The following is a 20577-nucleotide window of genomic DNA, read 5'->3' as shown; positions in this document are numbered from 1 at the left end:
TTTATTTTTTGGAAATCACAGTAAACATCCCCGTCATGTTTGGTGAGAAATCTTTAAAATCATATTTTTCATAAAATGATTCTTTACCTTGTGAAGCAAACAAACCTACAAATGCCTTGTCAGGGGCATTTCTATGTAAGTATTCAACCAAAATGTTCATTATTTCATTCCCAATACCATTTTTTTGATAATCTGGATGAACCACTATGTCTTGAATATAGAAATAGATAGCTCCATCGCCAACAACTCTCCCCATGCCCGTAATTTGTTCATTATCATAAACTGTGATGCAGTGAATGGAATTCTTTAGTGATGTTTCCGCCACCTCAAAATTCATAAAATTAGTCCATCCCACAGACTCACATAGATATTTGTATTCTTCCAATGTGGGAATGATATTTTTAAACTCATATTTCTTCAAATAGTAACCCCAAGACCTAGATTTCAACAAGTAGATAAATTTAACACTTTTTTAATTATAAATATATCAAAAATAACTAATAAAATAATACAAAATTTAGTTTACTTTAAAAATATCTTTTATCATGTTACACATCGCATAAAGAATAATGATAGAACAAGTGCATTACTTTAACTCTTGAGATTCAATAAAGTAGCTTTCACCAAAGGTTTTTCTTCTGTTTAGCAATAGGGTACAATAGAACGACAGAAAAAGAATTGAGGTGGCAGTTGTGCAACTGCATTTTTTAGGAACAGGCGCAGGCATGCCTTCAAAGGAACGTAATACGAGCGCATTAATGGTAAAGCTACTAGATGAAAACGGTGAAATGTGGCTATTTGATTGTGGAGAGGCGACACAACACCAAATTTTGCATACATCCTTAAAGCCACGTAAAGTGTCGAAAATATTTATTACACATTTACATGGTGATCATATTTTGGGTTTACCAGGATTTTTGAGCTCGCGTTCATTTCAAGGTGGTGATGAGCCGCTAACTATTTTTGGTCCAGCAGGCTTACAGCAATGGGTAGAGCAGACTTTTTCATTATCAAAAACACATTTAACTTACCCATTACACTTTGTAGAAGTAGGCGAAGGTATTATTTACGAAGATGAAAAGTTTACAGTGCATGCTAGTGAATTACGTCATGTTGTCCCATGTTTTGGCTACCGTATAGAGCAAAAGGATTTACCTGGCGAGTTACTGATGGAGAAAGTACAATCTTTCGGCGTACCAAAAGGACCTTTACTTGGCCAGTTGAAAAGAGGACAAGATATCGAACTTGAAAATGGTACAATTATAAGAGCAAAAGATGTTGTTGCTCCTCCTAAAAAAGGCTTTACACTCACTATTTTAGGGGATACAAAATATTGTGAAGAAGCGATTTCATTGGCCAATCAATCAGATGTAATTGTACATGAGGCAACATTTGATGGGAGCACAACGGATTTAGCTGCTAGCTATGGTCATTCGACAAATATCGAAGCGGCAATGGTAGCAAGTAGAGCAGGTGCAAAATATTTACTTCTTAATCATTTAAGTGCACGTTTTTTACCACATGATTTACCAGTATTTTTAGCAGAAGCCCAAGCAATCTTTCCACAAACTTTCCTCACATCAGACCAATCGATATTTAATTGGAGTAATGATAAATTATTTTAATTGACCAACAAATGATCACTTTAACTAGTTTAGATGCTTTCACAAAAGGCTAACAGCAAAAAAAGATGAATGAACTGACTGCCATTATTGATATGTTTTAGGGTACTGTTGAAAAGCTAGAGTTATCTGCTAGTAAGTGTTAAGTAGAATTGTTAAAAGTTAGGGTGTTTGTAGAAATATAGTGCGATTAGTAGATGATTTCCGTATAATTAAGTAAAAGGGGAGTGGTTGTATGGATCAACAAAAGATGCCACCAGCTGTTTTACGTTTACTTGTTATCTTTCCAAACGTGTTAAGCTATTTATTATTAGGCGGACTCATTATTTATGTTACTTCAAATTATGATTTGTTAAAATCAACAGAGAGCTTAAAGGTATGGCTAATTTTTATCGCAGTCCTTGCACCAGCAGCAGCCTATACAACCTTTAGTATTGTTAAAAAAATTCGCGCTGGTCATATGTAACAAATATAATAGCGTACAAAGTAACACGTTGCATCTTTTCGAGGATGCAACGTGTTTTTTAATAGAAAGAAAGCAAAACCTAGCCCAGAAAATTGTTGAATTGCATGGAAAGAGAATAAAAAAATATCATATAGGAAAACTAAAAATACAAAGTGTAAATCGTTATTATAAAGAACTGAGGTGCCGTACATGAATCAACCAAATTGTGATTCCGCTCCATTAAAACAAACAATCAAAGAAGAACTTAGTCAAGTTATTTTGTCTTTACAGCAAAGTTTAACCGCAATGGATTCGCTAGAAGATTGCTTACTTGCAGATTTGGAAAAAATTAAAGAACAATTTGTAACGATTGAAATGCAGGCAGCCACGTTTTATTTAAATTGCTATTTGTCTCCATTCACTGAAAAATATCCAGAGCTATCGATTTGCGTACAAAATATGTCAAAAAGACGTCATGGTGGATTAATTGTATTTGAAAGAGAGAGTCCAATTGAACATCTTATAAAGCCGGGGATTCATATTGGAGCGGAATTAACACATTCTTTGCTAGAATCTATTTTTTACCCAGGCAATCCTCTCCATGATGGTGCTGTGTTAGTTAAGAGTAATCGAATTATCTCAGCAGCAAATGTACTACCTCTTTCAGACATTTATACAGGCGATAAAAAACTTGGAACGAGACATCGAGCTGCGATAGGCTTAAGTGAGCTCAGTGATGCTTTAATCATGGTTATATCAGAAGAAACCGGAAGAATTTCTTTTGCTTTTAATGGAAGCTTACACCCAATTACTTCAGATGGGATATTATAGCGTAAAATAGGCTCTATTCACAATATCTCAAATTCGAGATATTTTCCTTGCAACTTTGTCACTTGCGTGGTAAAGTGATGATACAGTTCGAAGAAGGGAGGGCAAAGTGATAGAAAAACATACACTAGGCTCACTAACATGGCTACGAATGATGCGCTTTACCAATCAAAGTAATCAGCTATCGAATGAATTTTTAAAACGTTTTAACTTAACAACTGCACAGTTTGATGTACTAATTCAAATTAAAACATACGCACCGTTAACACAGTCACAGCTAGCGGAAAAAGTTACAGTAACGCAAGGTGGTATCTCACGAATGCTTGCCCGTCTTGAAAAAGAAGGACTAATTGAGCGTAAGCAAAACTGGAAAACAAAAACAATATCTCTAACTGTCAAAGGTGAGCATTTGATTGATGCGGCTACACCTAGTCAGCTTCACTTTCAATCCTCATTTTTTGAAGAAGTTTTATCAGAGGAAGAAATGAAATCTTTATATACACTTATGTCAAAACTAGAAAAGCATAGCCGAGAAAAAAAATTACCTTAGGCGTGATTTTTTTTACAACATCACTTGCTTAGTCAAGTGAAATTCAGGAGGACTCTATATGAATAAATTAAGCGGACATCATCATATTTCGATGTTAACAAAAAATGGTAAACGTAATAATGAGTTTTATACAAAAATCCTTGGTTTACGTCGAGTGAAAAAAACAGTTAATCAAGATTCACCTTCCATGTACCATTTATTTTATGGCGATCGTACAGGAGCAGCGGGAACAGAATTAACATTTTTTGAAATGCCTGTAGCAGGACGAACAGTACGTGGAACAAATGCGATTACGCGAATTGGCTTATTAGTACAAAGCTATGATAGTTTATTATATTGGAAAAAGCGTTTTGAGCTTTTACAAGTGGAACATAGCGACATAGCGACATATGCGGGCAAAGATGCTTTATTTTTTGAGGATCATGAAGGTCTGCGCATGGTGCTTATAAATCATGATGGACAGTCGACACCAGCCGAATGGCAAGTATGGGATGGTACCGATATTGCAGCAGAGCATCGCATTTTAGGCATGGGCACCGTTGAAATTACGGTTCGTTATTTGCAGCGTACAGTGAACGTATTACAAGAGCTTTTTGACTATACAGTTGTCACTGAAGATGACAAAGAAGTACGACTTCAATCAATTGCTGGTGAAACGTTTGGAGAAGTCATCTTCAAGGAATTGGAGGGACCGAGTGAAAAGCCCGGTCGAGGCAGTATTCATCACCTTGCATTACGTGTAGCGACGGTAGAAGAACTTCAAAAATGGGATGAATTAATTAAAGCGCGTGGTTTAGACAGCTCAGGTGTTGTCGATCGTTATTACTTCCAAAGTCTGTATTTTAGAGATCGCAATGGCATTCTGTTTGAATTGGCGACAGATGGACCTGGATTTACAGTAGATTCCGCTATAGAAGACTTGGGGAATGAACTTGATCTACCACCATTTTTAGAAGCAAAACGCGCAGAAATTGAAGCGATTTTAGAACCACTTGATTAAAGGAGAGAGCACAATGGAAAATTATCGTATCGATCAATCACAAGGTTTAGAATTTGGACTTTATTCACTGGGAGATCATATTCCAAACCCATTAACAGGTGAACGGATATCTGCCCAACAGCGGATACAGGAGCTAATTGAAATGAGCCAATTAGCCGAGCAAGCTGGCATCAATGTATTTGGAGTAGGCGAAAGTCATCAATCGTATTTTACAACACAGGCACATACGGTCGTTTTAGGCGCGATTGCACAAGCAACGAAAAAAATTAAAATAGCAAGTTCTGCAACCGTGTTGAGTGTATCAGACCCAGTAAGAGTGTATGAGGACTTTGCAACAATTGATTTAATTTCAGATGGGCGTGCTGAAATTGTAGCAGGGCGAGGTTCGCGGGTTGGCGCTTATCATTTACTTGGCGTCGATTTACAGGACTATGAAGAAATTTTTGAGGAAAAATTAGAACTGCTAAAAAAAATTAATGAAGAAGAGCTTCTTACGTGGGAAGGGCAGTATAGAGCACCTCTACACAGTGCGCAAATTTTACCACAGCCTAAAAATGGCTCACTACCAATTTGGCGCGCAGTTGGAGGTCCGCCGGCAAGTGCTATAAAAGCAGGGTATATGGGCATTCCAATGATGTTAACAACATTAGGTGGCCCAGCAATCAACTTTAAACCTTCAGTCGATGCATATCGTGAGGCAGCTGATAGAAGCGGTTTTGATGCAGAGCAGTTACCAATTGCAACTACAAGTTTGTTTTATGTAGCAGATACATCTAAAGAAGCTTTGCAAAATATGTATCCTCATCTAAATGGGGGCTTCCAAGCAATTCGTGGTGGTGGTTATCCAAAACAACAATTTGCCCAAGCAGTTGATACACGTGATGCCTTAATGGTCGGAAGTAAGGAACAAATTATTGAAAAGTTGCTATATCAATATGAACTTTATGGCATGCAACGTTTTATGGCACAAATTGATTTTGGTGGGGTGCCTTTCGATAAATTGATGAAGAATATCGAAATAATTGGCAATGACATCTTACCCGCAATTAAAAAATATACAGCGAAATAAGGAGCGAGCAGCATGAAAATTGTAGCACTAGCAGGTTCAATCGTCGGCTCTAAAACCAAAATAGCCATTCATAAAATTGTTGAAGTACTAAATGAAAAATACCCAGAGCATGATGTAACAATACTTGACCTAGCTCAGTATAATATTGCATTTAGTGATGGCCGTAATTACGTAGATTACGAGGGTGATACGAAGTATGTGGCAGAAACTATTATGGCTGCTGATGCATTAGTGATTGGTACACCAACATTTTAAGCTTCGATTCCAGCAACATTAAAAAATATTTTCGATTTACTTCCTGTTAATGCTTTTCGTGATAAAACGGTCAGCGCAATTGTAACAGCGGGGACATCTAAACATTATTTAATGGTAGAGCAACAATTAAAGCCAATTCTTGCTTATATGAAAGCTCATATTGTACCGACCTACGTTTTTATAGAAGAAAAGGATTTCTTACGCAAAGAAATTGTCAATGACGATGTTCTTTTCCGCTTAGAGCGTTTAGCAGAAGATACAGTTATGGTAGCAGATGCCTTCGCTGAAATCCGTGCTAAAAAAGATGCAGAGTATGATTTTTAACACAAATTTTAAAGGGAAACTACTAATTTAAGAGGATAATAGGAACACTGCATGGTAATCATGCAGTGTTTTTTTAAATATAGATAACTTTTGCCGTTGATTTCCGTTGCGGGCGGACGCTTTCCGCGGGCACAGTGTAAGCCGCAACCCTCGCTAACGCGCGGATTGTTGCGTCTTACGTTCTGTGCTGTTCCCGCAGGAGTCGCCACCCTTCACTCCGATCAACAAGTGTCAATACTCTCTTTCGGAGGGAAGTTAAAATACAGTACAATTATAGCACTTATGACTAAATAGGATAGTCGTCTGCTTCCATCATTAAATAAATTTAGAAGTCTACTGCCTGTTGATTTCCGTTACGGGCGGACGCTTTCCGCGGGCACAGTGTAAGCCGCAACCCTCGCTAACGCGCGGATTGTTGCGTCTTACGTTCTGTGCTGTTCCCGCAGGAGTCGCCGCCCTTCACTCCAATCAACAAGTGTAATTGTTTGAGTGCCTGACACCCTGCAGTGGAAATCAACGGCAATAGTCAACTTATTCATTTGCCCATTTAAACCATCTTGCATGGCCATCTGGTTGATCGATTGTTCGAATGGATTTGATTTCTCCATGTTGTAGAAAGTCCTGATGTAACTGCAAATCAAATAAATTATTATAACAATGATAAAGTGGCCTTTCCAAACTAATTTCCTTTAAACGTTCGATTAAGGCATGCTTTAACTTAAGAGGAATTTGATTGGCTACATGCGTATGATAGACGACTAAAATCGTATTTTGATCGATTTGTCTACTAATATCTGTTAGACATTCTATTGCATCACCTTTAATCAGCTGTACATCGAGCTGTTTTAAAATAGGGATTGCCTTATTTAATAGTGTGCGTCGTTCATGATGTTCTGGCCAAATTAGCGCTTGAAGCCATGCAACGTCTTTTTCATTCGTAACGTCCATTGGATTTAAATCAATACCAATGCGTTGTAATACAACAAATTGCTGGGTAACGGAAGGTGGTAATGCATCACCTATGTTCTCCGATGCTAAAACTAGTTTAGTAAGGGAATTGCGAACTGACAAAGTTTGGTTATAGCAGTAATTATATTGATCCATTGCAAGTTGTAGTCCTGCACTTGCCCCAATCTCAATAAAAGCTAATGGCATCCGATGCTTTTGATAAATTTCAGTCATCATCGGATAAAGATAAGCACAACGAAGGATTTCGTTTGTTTGTACGAGCCTTTTTTGAAGAATTGTCTTTACTTCATGAGCATGGGACAAAACAAACTTTTTAAAAAACGGATATACACTGTCTTGCGGCTTCGGTGTAGTCGTGAACGAAGGATAAAAATCCGCTAAGTCGTCATCCGTATACGTCAATAACAAATAGTGTACAGCAGCAAATAATAAATTAGGCATAGGCTGTCCGTTAGCAGCATCCTTTGCAATCAGCAATAATTCTTCATCATCTGCAATTTGATAGGCTAAATGTTCATAAAGTGAGCTTGAGTTATTACATTCATTTTTTGCGAAAGAGCGGAACTGATTGCCGAATTGATCTAACATTATGTTTCTCCCCTTTGTTTTAAAATGAACTATCTAGCCTTGAGTTTAGTATTGTTATACAATTTAGTAAATTAAATATATTTAATGAAATTAATTAAAAATTTTAATTGAAGTAGGTGGCGGTGTGGATTATAAATGGATAAAAACGTTTATTGTAGCAGCCAAGTCCTGTAATTTTCGAATGGCTGCTGAAGAATTACATGTATCACAACCGAGTATTACAGTACATATTCATCAGCTAGAAGAGTTTCTGAATGTCTCGTTATTTCATCGAGAGAAGAATCGCGTGCAATTAACGGAGGCAGGGCAGTTATTTTTAACGGAAGCGTTGCAAATCATACAACAGTGGGAAAAAAGTATCGAGCGCTTTCAATTAGTGACGAAAGGCATTAAAGAAAAAATCATCATTGCGATGACACCGTTAATGGTGGAAACGATTTTACCACATATAATTTACCAGTTTATAAATGAACATCCGACAATTGAAATTTCAATTCTTGTAGAGGAATCATCCAAAATAGAGGAATTAATTCATAATGGCAAAGCACATATCGGTATTTCTTTATTTCCAACCCGCTATCGACATTGGTGTCAAGAACTGCTAGTAGACAGTCCGTTAGAATTAGTCATTCCGTTAGATGCATTTGATGACGAAACAGGCGCTTATATTGATTATGAAGAATTATTCCAAACATATACACTATTTACTCATCACCATCCAACTATTTGGGAGGATTTATTACACCAAATTAATCATAAATATGTCTATACAAAACAAGTGTCGATTTCACAATCGTATGTTGTAAAACGATTAATCAAGGATGGTTTAGGTATGTCATTTTTACCTCGAATGATTGTTAGAAGAGAGCGAATGGAGGGGCGCTTTAATATTGTACCTTTTACAGAGTTTGCATTACCTAGCGTCCCTGTCTACCTTTTTTACAAAGATTCCGTTCAAGTTCCACAAAAATTATTACAATTATTTATGACTAGGGACTATTTATAGAAAGGAGCGACTTTATAATGAAAATGGCAGTTATTGCGGATATTCACGGTAATAAGGACGCATTACAAGCTGTCCTTACGGATATTCACAGAAGGGGAATTGAAACAATCTATAATTTAGGGGATAGTTTGTATGGTCCACTATATCTGATAGAAACATACGACTTGCTAGTAGAGTCGAAGGTCAAAAGTATAATGGGAAATTGCGATAGAATGTTACTAGAAAATGCACAAAATGCAACAGTCCGTTATGTACAAAATTTATTAGGAAACATGCATCGTCAATGGATAACGAATTTACCTGCAGTGATCGAAACAGATGATGTTTATTTTTGTCATGGGACACCTTCAAGTGATGAAACATATATGTTAGAAAACATCGGAGCTAATGGTGCAACGTTGAAAAAACCTGAAGAAATTATGGAATATGTGCAGGATATTAAACAAGAAATTATCTGTTGTGCACATACCCATATTCCAAGAGTAGTCTACCTTCCAAATAATAAAATAATTATTAACCCTGGCAGCGTCGGACTCCCAGCTTATGAAGATGAGTTACCAATCTATCACAAAATGGAGTCGGGTTCGCCATTCGCTAATTACACAATCGTTAGTAAAGAACAAAAGCATTGGCTAATTGAGCAAGTACTTATTGGCTATGATCGGCAAGGGGTCATCAACAAAAGTAAAGAAAATGGACGTTTGGATTGGACCTGTGCATTAGAAACTGGGAGAATGTAGTTAAAAGGAGTGGAGATTTTATGGTATTTTCATTGTTTAAGAAAAATAAAAAGCCTCAGCAAATGACCAATAGAGTTGAGTTTTGCATAACAAATTTATCGCTCGGTGCAGCTGATGCCTACGATGTTTTAGCAGAGCGATCAGATATAGAAATAGAAGAATCAGGTTGTACTTCCCACTGTGAAATTTGCGAGCAGGGCATTTTTGCAATTGTTAATGGCGAGATTATTACGGCATCTGACGCACCTTCACTAGTACAAGCGGTTGATGAAGAAATCAAGCAAAATCCGCTTTTTTAAAGGTGATAACCCGAGAGCAATCGCCGATAGAAATGCATAAATCGCCGATAACTCGAGAGCAATCGCCGATAGAACTGCATAAATCGCCGATAACCCGAGGGAAATCGCCGATAGAAGCAAAAAATCGCTGATAGCTCAAAAGTTACTAAGCTATCAGCGTGTGTAAAAGTGCTTATAGGAAAAGTGAGTTACCAACCACGAACATATTGCACAGGTGGTTCAATTTTTTCGCCAAGTTCCTTTGCAGCATGGAGTGGCCAATAAGGATCACGTAATAAAACACGACCTAAGAAAATTAAATCAGCGCGATTATTTTGCAATATTTCTTCTGCATGCTGCGCTGTTGTAATTAAACCAACTGCACCAGTAGGAATATTTGCCCCAAGTTTTATCGTTTCAGCATGTGGCACTTGATAGCCAGGGAACGGATGAATATGTGCCTGTACGACACCGCCAGTTGAGACATCGACTAAATCTACGCCCTGCGTTTTCATCCAACGACTAAAGACGATAAATTCCTCCATCGTTGTGCCATCTTGTGCGTAGTCTTCCGCAGAAACACGAACGAGTAAAGGGCCTTCCCAAACGCTTCGAATTGCATCAATTACTTGACGTAGCAAGCGATAGCGATTTTCCTGAGAACCACCGTATAGATCACTTCGTTTATTCGTAGCTGGTGACAAAAATTCACTAATTAAATAGCCGTGTGCACCGTGAATCTCAAGCACATCAAAACCTGCTTGACGGGCGCGAACGGCAGCTTTTTTAAAGGCTTCAATGACATATTCAATATCATTAAGTGTCATTTCAGACGGTGTTTTATAATCATCACTAAAAGCAATGGCTGAAGGACCAAAAATTTCACCATCTACAGTCGCTTTCCGTCCTGCATGGGCAAGCTGAATGCCTGTTTTAGCTCCGTAAGCTTGCATATTTGTTACTAATTGTTGTAAACCTTCGATATGCGCGTCATCCCAAATACCAAGGTCGTTGCTAGAGATTCGCCCCTCGGGTACTATAGCAGTAGCCTCCAATAGTATTAACCCAATTTGTCCAGCGGCACGTGTTGCATAATGTACAAGGTGGAAAGGTGTAACAAACCCGTCATCCTTAGCAGAATACATACACATTGGGGCCATGACAATGCGGTTTTTTAACGAAATCGTTTGTAATTGGTATGGTTCAAATAATTTAGTCAATGCAAAGACCCTCCTAATTCCTAGTGAATACCTCTATTTTGCATGGATTACTTACTTTTTGCAAGTGCGCGAGATCGAGCTTCAGCTTCTTTTATGCATGCTTCAATCGCTTCATTAAATTGATATTGTTCCAGCGCTTTAATACCAGCTTCTGTTGTACCACCTGGACTAGTAACTTTTTTCCGAAGCACATCAGGCTCATCAACGGATTGCTTTAACATTTCTGCTGTACCTGCGAGGGTTTGCGTCATCAGTAATCTTACAGTATCTTTTGAAAGCCCTACCTCAATTCCTACTCGTTCAAATGCTTCCATTAAATAATAAATATATGCAGGGCCACTGCCAGATAGCGCTGTAACCGCATGCAACTGGTCTTCCTCAACTTCAATCACAGAACCAACAGCTTCTAATAATTGTAAAAACATGGTACGTTGTGTAGCTGATACTTGCCCATTAAATGCTATACCACTTGCGGACATACCGATCGTTGCAGATGTATTTGGCATTACTCGAGCTACAGGGCGCAATCCTAACTGTTCTGTTATAGTGCTAATAGCAATACCAGCTAAAATGGATAGAATCGCAGTATGCTCTGTTATTTTCGATTTTAGTTCTATCATTGCTTTAATGGCATCCTTTGGTTTCATTGCTAAAATGATGAGATCTGCTTGCTGATAAATAGTCTCTTCAACGTTACAATTAATGCCGTACGTGTCGTGTAAAAATTGTAACCGTTGCTTATCTGAGCGATTGGTGACATAAATTTCTTGTGGCTTAAATACATTCTGCTTAATCCAGCCTTGCATCAATGCTTCTGCCATCGAGCCTGCACCAATAAAAAGTATTTTTTTCATAGAAAAAACCTCCGATTCAAAATAAAAAAGCGCTCTCGTCCTTAAATAGAAGGACGAAAACGCTATCGTTTCCGCGGTACCACCTTTGTTTGCCAATTGGCACAACTCTTAGCCCTTTTATCGCAAGGGGGACGGTTATGTTGTCATAACTGCTCAGAAGTAGGTTCTGTAATGGGAGTGGGTGATGTTACTTGCAGCAAATGTAACACTCTCTAGACACCTTCACCAACTACATACTTGGCTTCCTCAACGCACATAAATAATTTGATTATTCAAAATTATATTGATAATATGTCTAGCTGTCAACAGGAGGGGTGACTTAAGAAAGAAAAACTTGTAGAATAGATGAATCGGTATTCATTAGTTGCGCAAAAAAGGGGGAGACAGCTTTGTCGATACATAAAATAGAAATTCCAACGCCCTATGAAGTAGGAGACGTCAATGCATTTGTTGTCAAAGGTGATGCATTAACAATATTTGATGTTGGTCCAAAAACAATGGAAGCTTATGATGCACTCAAATGGGGTATTCGAGCAGCTGGCTTTGATTTACGAGATATTGAACAGGTTGTTTTAACCCATCACCATCCTGATCATGCAGGATGGGTTGATGCTTTTCCACATGCAGAAATTTTAGGCCATGCCTATAACGATAAATGGCTACGTCATGACGAAGAGTTTTTACGTTATCATGAGCAGTTTTACAGTGAGCGTTTGTTCGAGCATGGCGTCCCACTAGAATATATTCAACAGAGTGTCCATGTTCGTCGAGAATTAGAGCTTGTTGGAGAGCGACCATTGACACAAATTTTACATGATGGGGATGAAGTACCCGGTCATCCGGGTTTAAAGGCAATTGAAACATTAGGACATGCACAAAGTCATTTCATTTTTTGGGATGAAAAAACGCATAATGTTATTGGCGGAGATTTATTGTTAGAAAAAATTACACCTAATCCATTAATTGAACCACCTTTAGACCGCACACTAGGTCGCCCGAAATCATTGTTGCAATATAATGCATCGCTTGAAATATTACGTCAATTGCCTGTAAACATTATGTACACAGGGCATGGAGCAAATTTAGAAGACATACCACATTTAATTGATAAACGTCTTGAACGGCAACATCATCAATCTATGAAGGTGTATGAGTTATTTGGCGGTGATGAGTTAACGGTTGTACAAATGACAAAACGTTTATATCCATCGATTTTTCAGCATCAGCTTGGCTTGACATTATCAAAGACACTTGGACATTTAGACTATTTAGAGGCAAATAACCTAGTGGTTTCTGAGAAGAATAATGAAGGTGTCTATTTGTTTAAAAGAAAGTAGGTTTTATACATGAAAATGAATAAAAAGACAATCTTTGTAACAGGTGCAACGAGTGGAGTTGGCTTGAAAATTACCGAATTGTTAGTTGCACAAGGCCATATCGTATATGCCACAGGGCGTAATGAAGTAGCTTTAAAAACATTACAACGTTTAGGGGCCAATGTAATACAAGCTGATTTAACTTCACTAACAGCAATCGATGACGTATGTGCGCAGCTACCTATGCTTGATGTAGCCATTTTTTCTGCTGGTGTAGGGAAGTTCGCTATTGCACCGATGTTATCAGATGACGATATTACCGAAATGGTGGAGCTTAATATTCGTGTTCCGATGTATTTAGCAAAGCGTATAGCGACTCGAATGATTGCGCGTGAACAAGGACAACTAATATTTATCGGTTCACAGGCCGGTAAGGTAGCAACGCCTAAAGCAAGTGTATATGCTGCGACAAAACACGCCATTGTCGGCTTTACAAATGGCCTGCGTATGGAGCTAGCCCCATACAATATTAAAGTAACGGCGATACATCCTGGACCAATTGATACACCATTTTTAGATAAAGTAAATGATGAAAGTGGTTATCGAGAGTCCTTAGGTAGATTGTTATTAACACCAGAAGAGGTGGCACAAGCGACGGTAAAAACAATTGAACGTCCAGTCCGAGAAGTCAACTTGCCACGAATGATGGGGTTGACGAGTAAACTGTATGCATTAGCGCCAGCTACCATCGAATTTTTAGCCAAACCATTATTCAATAAAAAATAATTTGAGAATTTGAGTGCCAGTCACCCAAACAATTTATAAATATTCAAGCTAACACCTACAGAGACTCCTACAGAAACGTATATTTGCTAAGTGCCAGTCACCCAAACAATTTATAAATATCCATGTGAAAACCCACTAAGGCTCCTGCGGCTTACGATGTAACCGCAGAAAGCGAAGTGGTTTTTTTCGTTTAATAGCCAGCGCCTTTTAATATCGTATACATTCATCTAAATAGGAATAAGTCGTACTTTCGAGTGAAAATATTCACTGTTCGAATAATAGCAATAATTATTGCTATTGCAGACTTTTAACATTCTTCACAAAAGTATATTTTTTTATAAAAATGCACTTGTATTTATTTTTATAACATGTTACTATTCGTGTATAAACTTTTAAGTGAGTGTATAAACATACATATCATATAGAGCAATTGGAGGCGCATTTCGTATGGCAAATAAAAAAGTAGTATTAGCATACTCAGGCGGTCTTGATACTTCTGTAGCAATTCCGTGGTTAAAAGAACAAGGTTGGGACGTAATTGCAGTTTGTCTAGACGTTGGTGAAGGTAAAGATCTTGAATTTGTAAAAAATAAAGCACTTCAAGTTGGTGCAATTGAATCTTATATGGTAGATGCAAAGGATGAATTTGCTGAACAATATGCACTTATTTCGTTACAGGCGCATACTTGGTACGAACAAAAATACCCATTAGTATCAGCACTATCCCGTCCTTTAATTTCTAAAAAATTAGTGGAAATCGCAAACGAAGTGGGTGCGGACGCAGTAGCTCACGGTTGCACAGGTAAAGGAAATGACCAAGTTCGTTTCGAAGTTTCAATTAAAGCATTAAATCCAGACTTAGAAGTTTTAGCACCTGTACGTGAGTGGGGCTGGAGCCGTGATGAAGAAATCGAATATGCAATGCAACATAATGTTCCGATTCCTGCAACATTAGATTCACCATTCTCGATTGACCAAAACTTATGGGGTCGTGCAAATGAAGCGGGCGTAATGGAAGATCCTTGGGTATCACCACCAGAAGAAGCTTATGGCTTAACAGTTTCTGTAGAAAACGCACCAAATGAAGCTGAATATGTAGAAATCGAATTCATTGCTGGTAAACCAGTGTCATTAAACGGTAAAGAAATGAAGCTTGCTGATTTAATTCAAGAACTGAATGCAATAGCAGGTGCGCACGGTGTTGGCCGTATCGACCATGTTGAAAACCGTTTAGTTGGGATTAAATCTCGTGAAGTATACGAAATTCCAGGTGCAAAAGTACTTTTAACTGCGCATAAGGAGCTTGAAGACTTAACGCTTGTGAAAGAATTAGCACACTTTAAACCAGTTATTGAGAAAAAATTATCAGAACTAATTTATGATGGTTTATGGTTCTCTCCTTTACGTGATGCATTACAAGCATTCCTTGCAGAATCACAACAATATGTAAATGGAACTGTACGTGTGAAACTTTATAAAGGTCATGCGATTGTAGAAGGACGTAAATCACCAAATTCACTATACAATGAAAAATTAGCAACATACTCTAAAGAAGACCAATTCAATCACGCATCAGCTGTAGGCTTCATCGAATTATGGGGTCTGCCAACAGTGGTTAACTCTTCAGTTAATAAAAAATAATTATTACATTAGGGTGTAGTGTAGCATGGACGCTGTACTGCACCTTTTCGATAAGAAATGTAGAAAAAGGTGAGCTGTTATGACAAAACTTTGGGGCGGACGTTTCCAAAAATCAGCAGAAGCATGGGTTGATGAGTTTGGCGCATCGATTGGCTTTGACCAACAACTTGTTTTGGAAGACCTAGAAGGAAGTGTCGCACATGTCACGATGCTTGGTGCTACAGGAATTTTACCAGCAGCTGATGTAGAAGCGATTCTTGGCGGTCTTGCACAATTACAAGAAAAAGCAATCGCAGGGGAGCTAGAATTTACTGTTGCGAATGAAGATATTCACTTAAACCTTGAAAAAATGCTAATTGATTGCATCGGACCAGTTGGAGGTAAACTTCATACAGGTCGTAGCCGTAATGACCAAGTAGCAACAGATATGCATATTTTCTTGAAAAAACGTGTAAAGGAAGCAATCGATTTAATCGAGACATTCCAAAAAACGTTAATAGAAAAAGCTGAGGAGCATGTTGAAACAATTGCGCCAGGCTATACGCATTTACAACGTGCGCAACCGATTTCTTTTGCACACCATTTAATGGCCTATTTTTGGATGCTTGAGCGCGATAAACAACGTTTTACAGAATCCATGAAACGCATTGATATATTACCACTAGGTGCTGGTGCGATGGCAGGGACAACCTTCCCGATTGACCGTCTAAAATCAGCAGAGCTACTTGGCTTTAGTGACGTATATGCAAATTCCATGGATGCGGTAAGTGACCGTGATTTTATCGTCGAGTTTTTAAGTAATTCATCATTGTTAATGGCGCATTTATCTCGTTTTGCCGAAGAAATTATTTTATGGTCAACAGATGAATTTAAATTTATCGAATTGGATGATGCCTTCTCAACAGGGTCTTCCATTATGCCACAAAAGAAAAATCCCGATATGGCAGAGCTAATTCGCGGAAAAACGGGTCGTGTCTACGGTAACCTTATGGGCTTACTAACTGTACTAAAAGGAACACCGTTAACTTACAACAAGGATATGCAAGAAGACAAAGAAGGTATGTTCGATACAGTGCATACGATTCTTGGATCTTTAAAAATCTTTGAAGGTATGGTGCGCACGATGACAGTAAATACAGAGCGTTTGCACAAGGCAGTACACTCTGACTTCTCAAATGCGACGGAATTGGCAGACTACCTTGCGACGAAAGGGATGCCATTCCGTGAAGCACATGAAGTAACAGGTAAATTAGTCTTTACATGTATTCAAAAGGGCATTTATTTATTAGATTTACCAATTGAAGACATGAAGAAAGAAAGTGAGCTTATCGAAGAAGATATTTATGATGTATTGGCACCTGAAGCAGCTGTACGTCGTAGACATTCACTAGGTGGTACAGGTTTCGATCAAGTCACTATTCAAATTGAGAAAGCAAAAGCTTGTCTTTCTTAACTATTTTGCGTGCACGTCCTAAGTGACATTTGCATAGATATTCATTAAAGCTGTCCAGTGAGGCACTATGAAAACCTTATTATTCCTTTTTCGGTGGAGCCAGAGGGTGAAACTAAAAAGAGTACCTGACATAAGTGAAGGACAATCCCCAATTTTCGGAGACGCGAAATTGGGGTTTTTGTATAGGAAATATATACTATTCTAAATGGGAGGAATGTTCGTTGACGGATCGTTTTACAAAGGGGTTAGAAACGATAAAGCAATATGTCACGGAAGAAGAGGCAGCTGGCATGGTCAACGCCGATGCACTAGCTGATATAGCACCTGATTTGCGCAAAATGATTATCGAGTTCGCCTATGGAGATGTTTATTCACGGCCAGGTCTTGATGCTAAAAGCCGTGCACTTGTCGTAATAACAGCGGTTGTTACACAAGGTGCCGTGCCTCAAACGAAAACACATATTACACGTGGTTTGCATGCAGGGTTAACACCTACAGAAATTGTAGAAGCCCTTTTACAATTAGTGCCCTATATTGGTTTTCCACGTGTGCAAAACGCGTTAACGGTTGCCCAGCAAGTATTTCAGGACATGCAATTAAGTGTCGAATAGTACAATCTAATATGAGGCTTAGTATGACCGATTGCTTCGAAATTAGACTTTTGTTTAAATTGCATTATAGTCGAACATAAATGAAAAAAAGTTTTGAATAACATGTATAGATTTTTGCAAAGTGTTCCATACTGTTAAAGGATACACTTAATCATCGAAATTGATGAGGAGGATGCATAATGAGTAGTTCAAGTTCAACACCAGTAGACAATGAATCTCAGGAAAGTCCGCCACAGCTAAATAAGGTTGATACTTCACATATCTTAAGGGTTAGGTAATGAGAGAATTCTCTGTGTTACTGTATCTTAGGATGAAGTAGAAACCACAACTGTACAATCAAATAGAAGGTATAAGTGTCCATGGCCCAGAATTTTTCTGGGTCTTTTTTGTTTTTAGTTGATTTTGCAACGACAACTGTTATACTCTGAATATGACAGATGGAGGACTACAAATCCTTATTTGGAAAATCTTTAACGCTTTGAGCATTTACATACATATGAAACAGTAGCGACGAACGGTCCTGAATATTCAGGATAATACTTATGCAATCGCTATTTTTTATAAGGAGGGACTTTTATGAAAAAACTAGTTGTATTATGCTGTATCGCATTATTATTAGTTGCCTGTTCACAAAAAGAAAAGGCAACAAAGGTGGACACGAAAAAGGAGGGGCAAGTTATGAATGAACAACTAATCGGAAAATGGGCAGGCGATATTGAAATTCCAAATGGCTCGCTACCAATTATTGTAGATTTACAAAAAGAAGGTGGTTCTTTATCTGTTCCTTCGCAAGGCTTAAGTAATTATCCTTTTAAAAGCGTAACGTATGATGAGAATGAAGTACAAATTAGCATTAACTTAAATGGTTCTCTTATTGAGGTGATTGGAACGTTAAAAGGAGAGCAAATCGAAGCAACGTTTAATCAAAATGGTGGAAAATTCCGTTTGCTATTAAAACCGTATGTAGAACAACCTGCAGAGCCAGTATCCTATGAAACATTCACAGTTCCTGTAAAGGATGGCGATTTAACAGTAGCACTTCAAAAGAGTAGTAAGGAGCCGTCACCAGTCGTCCTCATTATTGCTGGTTCTGGACCGACCGATAAAGATGGTAATTCAGCAATTGCTGGAAAAAATAATAGCTTGAAAATGCTTGCTGAAGGATTAGCGCAAGAAGGTGTTGCAAGTGTGCGATACGATAAACGAGGCATCGGAGATAATACGTCTTTGTTAACGAAAGAGGATGATATCTCTATCGATTTATATGTTGACGATGCAGTTCAAATACTCAAGGCACTTTCAGCAAATAAGGACTATTCAAGTGTCCATGTTATTGGCCATAGTGAAGGTTCTTTAATAGGCATGCTCGCTGCACAAAAAGCCGATGTGGAATCATTTGTTTCAATAGCAGGTGCAGGTAGAGCTGCTGATACATTACTGCTAGAGCAATTAACAGGACAATTAACACCTGCCCTAACAACTGAGGCAACAACAATTCTTGCAACACTCAAAAAAGGAGAGCAAGTGAAAAATGTCTCTCCTGAGCTACAAGCATTATTTAGACCTTCTGTGCAGCCATATATGATATCTTGGCTTAAATATAATCCAGCTAATGAGCTTCAAAAAGTTAAAGGTCGCGTTTTAATTATTCAAGGAACAACAGATATCCAAGTGAAAGCTACAGACGCAGAAGCATTAAAGCAAGGCAATGAAAAAGCGGAGCTTATTTATATGGATGGCATGAACCATATTCTTAAAAACGCACCTGAGAATCGAGAGGAGAATATAGCTACCTATGCAGACCCGACATTACCATTGCATACGAACTTATTACCTGCGATTCATAAATTTATCGTAAATGACTAGCAGTATGACGCAAACTTCTAGTATGTTGTTAGTCGCGGTTGTTCTTTAAAAATTTCGTTGCGAGCCACAACATTGGAGGAAAATTTATCGTGGAAGCCATTGTATGTTTGATCATTATGATTCCATTTTTAATATTTGCAATTGTTTTATCGCAAGGCAAAGGAGCATTTTTACTTGCAGGCTTTAACACAATGGCTCAAAGTGAAAAAGAGACCTATAATGAAAAAGCACTTGCTAAATTTATGGGCAAAATCATGTATGGATACTGTTTTTGTATACTATTATGGGCACTCGATGGGGTATTCCAAACCGAATGGCTCTTTATCGTTAGTCTCCTCCTATTTATAGGGCTCACTGTATTTACACTCATATTTGTAAACACAGCAAATCGCTTTAAAAAGTAAAGGATTAAGAAACGTTCACAACATAAGTGCGACTCTCGTTACATGAGCGTCGCACTTTGTTCTATTATGCTATTCACAACAACTTTTTCTCAAAACAAAAACATTCATGAACCCTAGTATAGCGATTCTTTATCATCTCCTTTTCCTTTCCTACATAGTGCGCAAATGCTTGAACGGGGTATAATTCTTGTATTTCGGATGTTAACGTTGGCTTCATTTCCTTTTCACCTTCAATAAATACGTGTAAATAGGAATCTACAATTGAAAACTTATTGTTTATGTACCAATTGTTTACCCACTTATCATCTCTTGTCCAAGCTTCCAAACGGTTTAATTTTTTTCTTTCGCTCTTTTTTCAGCAGCTTGCAATAGTTGATGACCGACTCCCATTTTTTGATAGTCAGGATGAACAGCAATGTGCCAAATCATTCCTCCCAACCCATCGCCTCGAGAACAAACAGTTTGCGCTTGCACTTCGTATTCAACATCTATTAAACCAATGACTTGATGATCCTTAATTGCTACTAATTCAATGGCTGGGTTAGCATATGTTTCCTTTTTCTGAAGAACATTGTCAAAATAAGCAGTATTTAAAAATGATAACACCCTACAACGAACCCAACCTATTTCATCTTCTAATTGATACGCTCTAATTTCCATAAGTTCCTCCTAATTGAATTAATATACTACATATTATACTAAATATTTTGTTAGGGAATTGAAACAGAAATCCGATGAATTCTTATAATTTA

The 20577-nt window shown here is 38.0% G+C and carries 20 protein-coding genes and 2 pseudogenes; 17 read left to right on the top strand and 5 right to left on the bottom strand.

The window, feature by feature from the left end:
* Position 1 precedes the first annotated feature (1 nt).
* Positions 2-421 carry a GNAT family N-acetyltransferase gene (locus ACIP9G_RS03420; protein WP_401017383.1) on the bottom strand — a complete coding sequence of 140 codons (420 nt, stop codon included), beginning with the start codon at positions 419-421 and terminating at the stop codon, positions 2-4.
* A 271-nt stretch (positions 422-692) separates the two neighbouring features.
* Here ACIP9G_RS03420 and rnz point away from each other — a divergent pair, with 271 nt between their 5' ends.
* The 7 genes and pseudogenes from rnz (at position 693) to ACIP9G_RS03385 (ending at position 6093) form a co-directional block, all read left to right on the top strand.
* Positions 693-1625, top strand: coding sequence for a ribonuclease Z (rnz, locus tag ACIP9G_RS03415; protein ID WP_401017381.1), 933 nt, complete (start codon positions 693-695; stop codon positions 1623-1625).
* 232 nt (positions 1626-1857) lie between these two features.
* Positions 1858-2088, top strand: a complete 231-nt coding sequence (locus tag ACIP9G_RS03410) for an acyl-phosphate glycerol 3-phosphate acyltransferase (protein WP_340823974.1) — start codon at positions 1858-1860, stop codon at positions 2086-2088.
* Between the two features lie 189 nt (positions 2089-2277).
* A complete protein-coding gene (cdaS, locus tag ACIP9G_RS03405) occupies positions 2278-2898 on the top strand; it encodes a sporulation-specific diadenylate cyclase CdaS (protein WP_340823975.1) in 621 nt (206 codons plus the stop codon).
* A gap of 148 nt (positions 2899-3046) precedes the next feature.
* Positions 3047-3445, top strand: coding sequence for a MarR family winged helix-turn-helix transcriptional regulator (locus ACIP9G_RS03400; RefSeq protein ID WP_401018157.1), 399 nt, complete (start codon positions 3047-3049; stop codon positions 3443-3445).
* A gap of 58 nt (positions 3446-3503) precedes the next feature.
* Positions 3504-4445, top strand: a complete 942-nt coding sequence (locus ACIP9G_RS03395) for a ring-cleaving dioxygenase (protein ID WP_401017378.1) — start codon at positions 3504-3506, stop codon at positions 4443-4445.
* A gap of 13 nt (positions 4446-4458) precedes the next feature.
* On the top strand, positions 4459-5514 hold the full coding sequence (locus ACIP9G_RS03390) for an LLM class flavin-dependent oxidoreductase (protein ID WP_401017376.1): 1056 nt from the start codon (positions 4459-4461) through the stop codon (positions 5512-5514).
* 12 nt (positions 5515-5526) lie between these two features.
* A pseudogene (locus ACIP9G_RS03385) lies at positions 5527-6093 on the top strand (NADPH-dependent FMN reductase).
* A gap of 531 nt (positions 6094-6624) precedes the next feature.
* Here ACIP9G_RS03385 and ACIP9G_RS03380 read toward each other — a convergent pair.
* Complete coding sequence (locus tag ACIP9G_RS03380) at positions 6625-7650, bottom strand: DUF2332 domain-containing protein (protein WP_401017374.1); 1026 nt, start codon at positions 7648-7650, stop codon at positions 6625-6627.
* Between the two features lie 124 nt (positions 7651-7774).
* Here ACIP9G_RS03380 and ACIP9G_RS03375 point away from each other — a divergent pair, with 124 nt between their 5' ends.
* The 3 genes from ACIP9G_RS03375 to ACIP9G_RS03365 are packed head-to-tail and all read left to right on the top strand — an operon-like array spanning position 7775 to position 9695.
* Positions 7775-8656: a LysR family transcriptional regulator gene (locus ACIP9G_RS03375; protein WP_401017372.1), complete on the top strand. Its 882-nt coding sequence runs from the start codon at positions 7775-7777 to the stop codon at positions 8654-8656.
* A 17-nt stretch (positions 8657-8673) separates the two neighbouring features.
* Positions 8674-9396, top strand: coding sequence for a metallophosphoesterase family protein (locus ACIP9G_RS03370; RefSeq protein WP_401017370.1), 723 nt, complete (start codon positions 8674-8676; stop codon positions 9394-9396).
* 20 nt (positions 9397-9416) lie between these two features.
* A complete protein-coding gene (locus tag ACIP9G_RS03365; protein ID WP_401017368.1) occupies positions 9417-9695 on the top strand; it encodes a YuzB family protein in 279 nt (92 codons plus the stop codon).
* Positions 9696-9883: 188 nt separating this feature from the next.
* Here the strand turns inward: ACIP9G_RS03365 and namA are convergent, their stop codons facing one another.
* Positions 9884-10894 carry an NADPH dehydrogenase NamA gene (gene namA, locus ACIP9G_RS03360; protein WP_401017366.1) on the bottom strand — a complete coding sequence of 337 codons (1011 nt, stop codon included), beginning with the start codon at positions 10892-10894 and terminating at the stop codon, positions 9884-9886.
* A gap of 47 nt (positions 10895-10941) precedes the next feature.
* Positions 10942-11748: a pyrroline-5-carboxylate reductase gene (proC, locus tag ACIP9G_RS03355; protein WP_401017364.1), complete on the bottom strand. Its 807-nt coding sequence runs from the start codon at positions 11746-11748 to the stop codon at positions 10942-10944.
* A 389-nt stretch (positions 11749-12137) separates the two neighbouring features.
* Here proC and ACIP9G_RS03350 point away from each other — a divergent pair, with 389 nt between their 5' ends.
* The 7 genes from ACIP9G_RS03350 to ACIP9G_RS03320 all read left to right on the top strand — a co-directional run bounded on the left by ACIP9G_RS03350 (position 12138) and on the right by ACIP9G_RS03320 (position 19825).
* Positions 12138-13085 carry an MBL fold metallo-hydrolase gene (locus ACIP9G_RS03350; protein ID WP_401017362.1) on the top strand — a complete coding sequence of 316 codons (948 nt, stop codon included), beginning with the start codon at positions 12138-12140 and terminating at the stop codon, positions 13083-13085.
* A 9-nt stretch (positions 13086-13094) separates the two neighbouring features.
* On the top strand, positions 13095-13850 hold the full coding sequence (locus tag ACIP9G_RS03345) for an SDR family NAD(P)-dependent oxidoreductase (RefSeq protein ID WP_401017360.1): 756 nt from the start codon (positions 13095-13097) through the stop codon (positions 13848-13850).
* A gap of 447 nt (positions 13851-14297) precedes the next feature.
* Positions 14298-15491, top strand: a complete 1194-nt coding sequence (locus ACIP9G_RS03340; RefSeq protein WP_401017358.1) for an argininosuccinate synthase — start codon at positions 14298-14300, stop codon at positions 15489-15491.
* Positions 15492-15570: 79 nt separating this feature from the next.
* Entirely contained in the window at positions 15571-16944 is a 1374-nt protein-coding gene (argH, locus tag ACIP9G_RS03335) for an argininosuccinate lyase (RefSeq protein WP_401017356.1), read from the top strand.
* A gap of 221 nt (positions 16945-17165) precedes the next feature.
* A complete protein-coding gene (locus ACIP9G_RS03330; protein WP_401017354.1) occupies positions 17166-17555 on the top strand; it encodes a carboxymuconolactone decarboxylase family protein in 390 nt (129 codons plus the stop codon).
* 576 nt (positions 17556-18131) lie between these two features.
* Complete coding sequence (locus ACIP9G_RS03325; protein WP_401017352.1) at positions 18132-19421, top strand: alpha/beta hydrolase; 1290 nt, start codon at positions 18132-18134, stop codon at positions 19419-19421.
* 89 nt (positions 19422-19510) lie between these two features.
* Complete coding sequence (locus tag ACIP9G_RS03320) at positions 19511-19825, top strand: DUF3784 domain-containing protein (RefSeq protein WP_340824000.1); 315 nt, start codon at positions 19511-19513, stop codon at positions 19823-19825.
* A gap of 73 nt (positions 19826-19898) precedes the next feature.
* On the opposite strand, the pseudogene ACIP9G_RS03315 reads toward ACIP9G_RS03320, so the two are convergent.
* A pseudogene (locus ACIP9G_RS03315) lies at positions 19899-20485 on the bottom strand (GNAT family N-acetyltransferase).
* Between the last annotated feature and the right edge of the window lie 92 nt (positions 20486-20577).

Source organism: Lysinibacillus sp. NPDC093197, assembly GCF_044754025.1.
GTDB lineage: Bacteria > Bacillota > Bacilli > Bacillales_A > Planococcaceae > Lysinibacillus.
The sequence above is the reverse complement of the archived record's forward strand: the minus strand, read 5'-3'. Positions and strand labels throughout refer to the sequence as shown.

Excerpts from the sequence above, each read along its gene's own strand:
- ACIP9G_RS03410 (WP_340823974.1), top strand. The coding sequence starts at position 1,858 with ATGGATCAACAAAAGATGCCACCAGCTGTTTTACGTTTACTTGTTATC.
- cdaS (WP_340823975.1), top strand. The coding sequence starts at position 2,278 with ATGAATCAACCAAATTGTGATTCCGCTCCATTAAAACAAACAATCAAA.
- ACIP9G_RS03400 (WP_401018157.1), top strand. The coding sequence starts at position 3,047 with ATGATGCGCTTTACCAATCAAAGTAATCAGCTATCGAATGAATTTTTA.
- ACIP9G_RS03395 (WP_401017378.1), top strand. The coding sequence starts at position 3,504 with ATGAATAAATTAAGCGGACATCATCATATTTCGATGTTAACAAAAAAT.
- ACIP9G_RS03390 (WP_401017376.1), top strand. The coding sequence starts at position 4,459 with ATGGAAAATTATCGTATCGATCAATCACAAGGTTTAGAATTTGGACTT.
- ACIP9G_RS03380 (WP_401017374.1), bottom strand. The coding sequence starts at position 7,650 with ATGTTAGATCAATTCGGCAATCAGTTCCGCTCTTTCGCAAAAAATGAA.
- ACIP9G_RS03370 (WP_401017370.1), top strand. The coding sequence starts at position 8,674 with ATGAAAATGGCAGTTATTGCGGATATTCACGGTAATAAGGACGCATTA.
- ACIP9G_RS03365 (WP_401017368.1), top strand. The coding sequence starts at position 9,417 with ATGGTATTTTCATTGTTTAAGAAAAATAAAAAGCCTCAGCAAATGACC.
- proC (WP_401017364.1), bottom strand. The coding sequence starts at position 11,748 with ATGAAAAAAATACTTTTTATTGGTGCAGGCTCGATGGCAGAAGCATTG.
- ACIP9G_RS03345 (WP_401017360.1), top strand. The coding sequence starts at position 13,095 with ATGAAAATGAATAAAAAGACAATCTTTGTAACAGGTGCAACGAGTGGA.
- ACIP9G_RS03340 (WP_401017358.1), top strand. The coding sequence starts at position 14,298 with ATGGCAAATAAAAAAGTAGTATTAGCATACTCAGGCGGTCTTGATACT.
- argH (WP_401017356.1), top strand. The coding sequence starts at position 15,571 with ATGACAAAACTTTGGGGCGGACGTTTCCAAAAATCAGCAGAAGCATGG.
- ACIP9G_RS03325 (WP_401017352.1), top strand. The coding sequence starts at position 18,132 with ATGAAAAAACTAGTTGTATTATGCTGTATCGCATTATTATTAGTTGCC.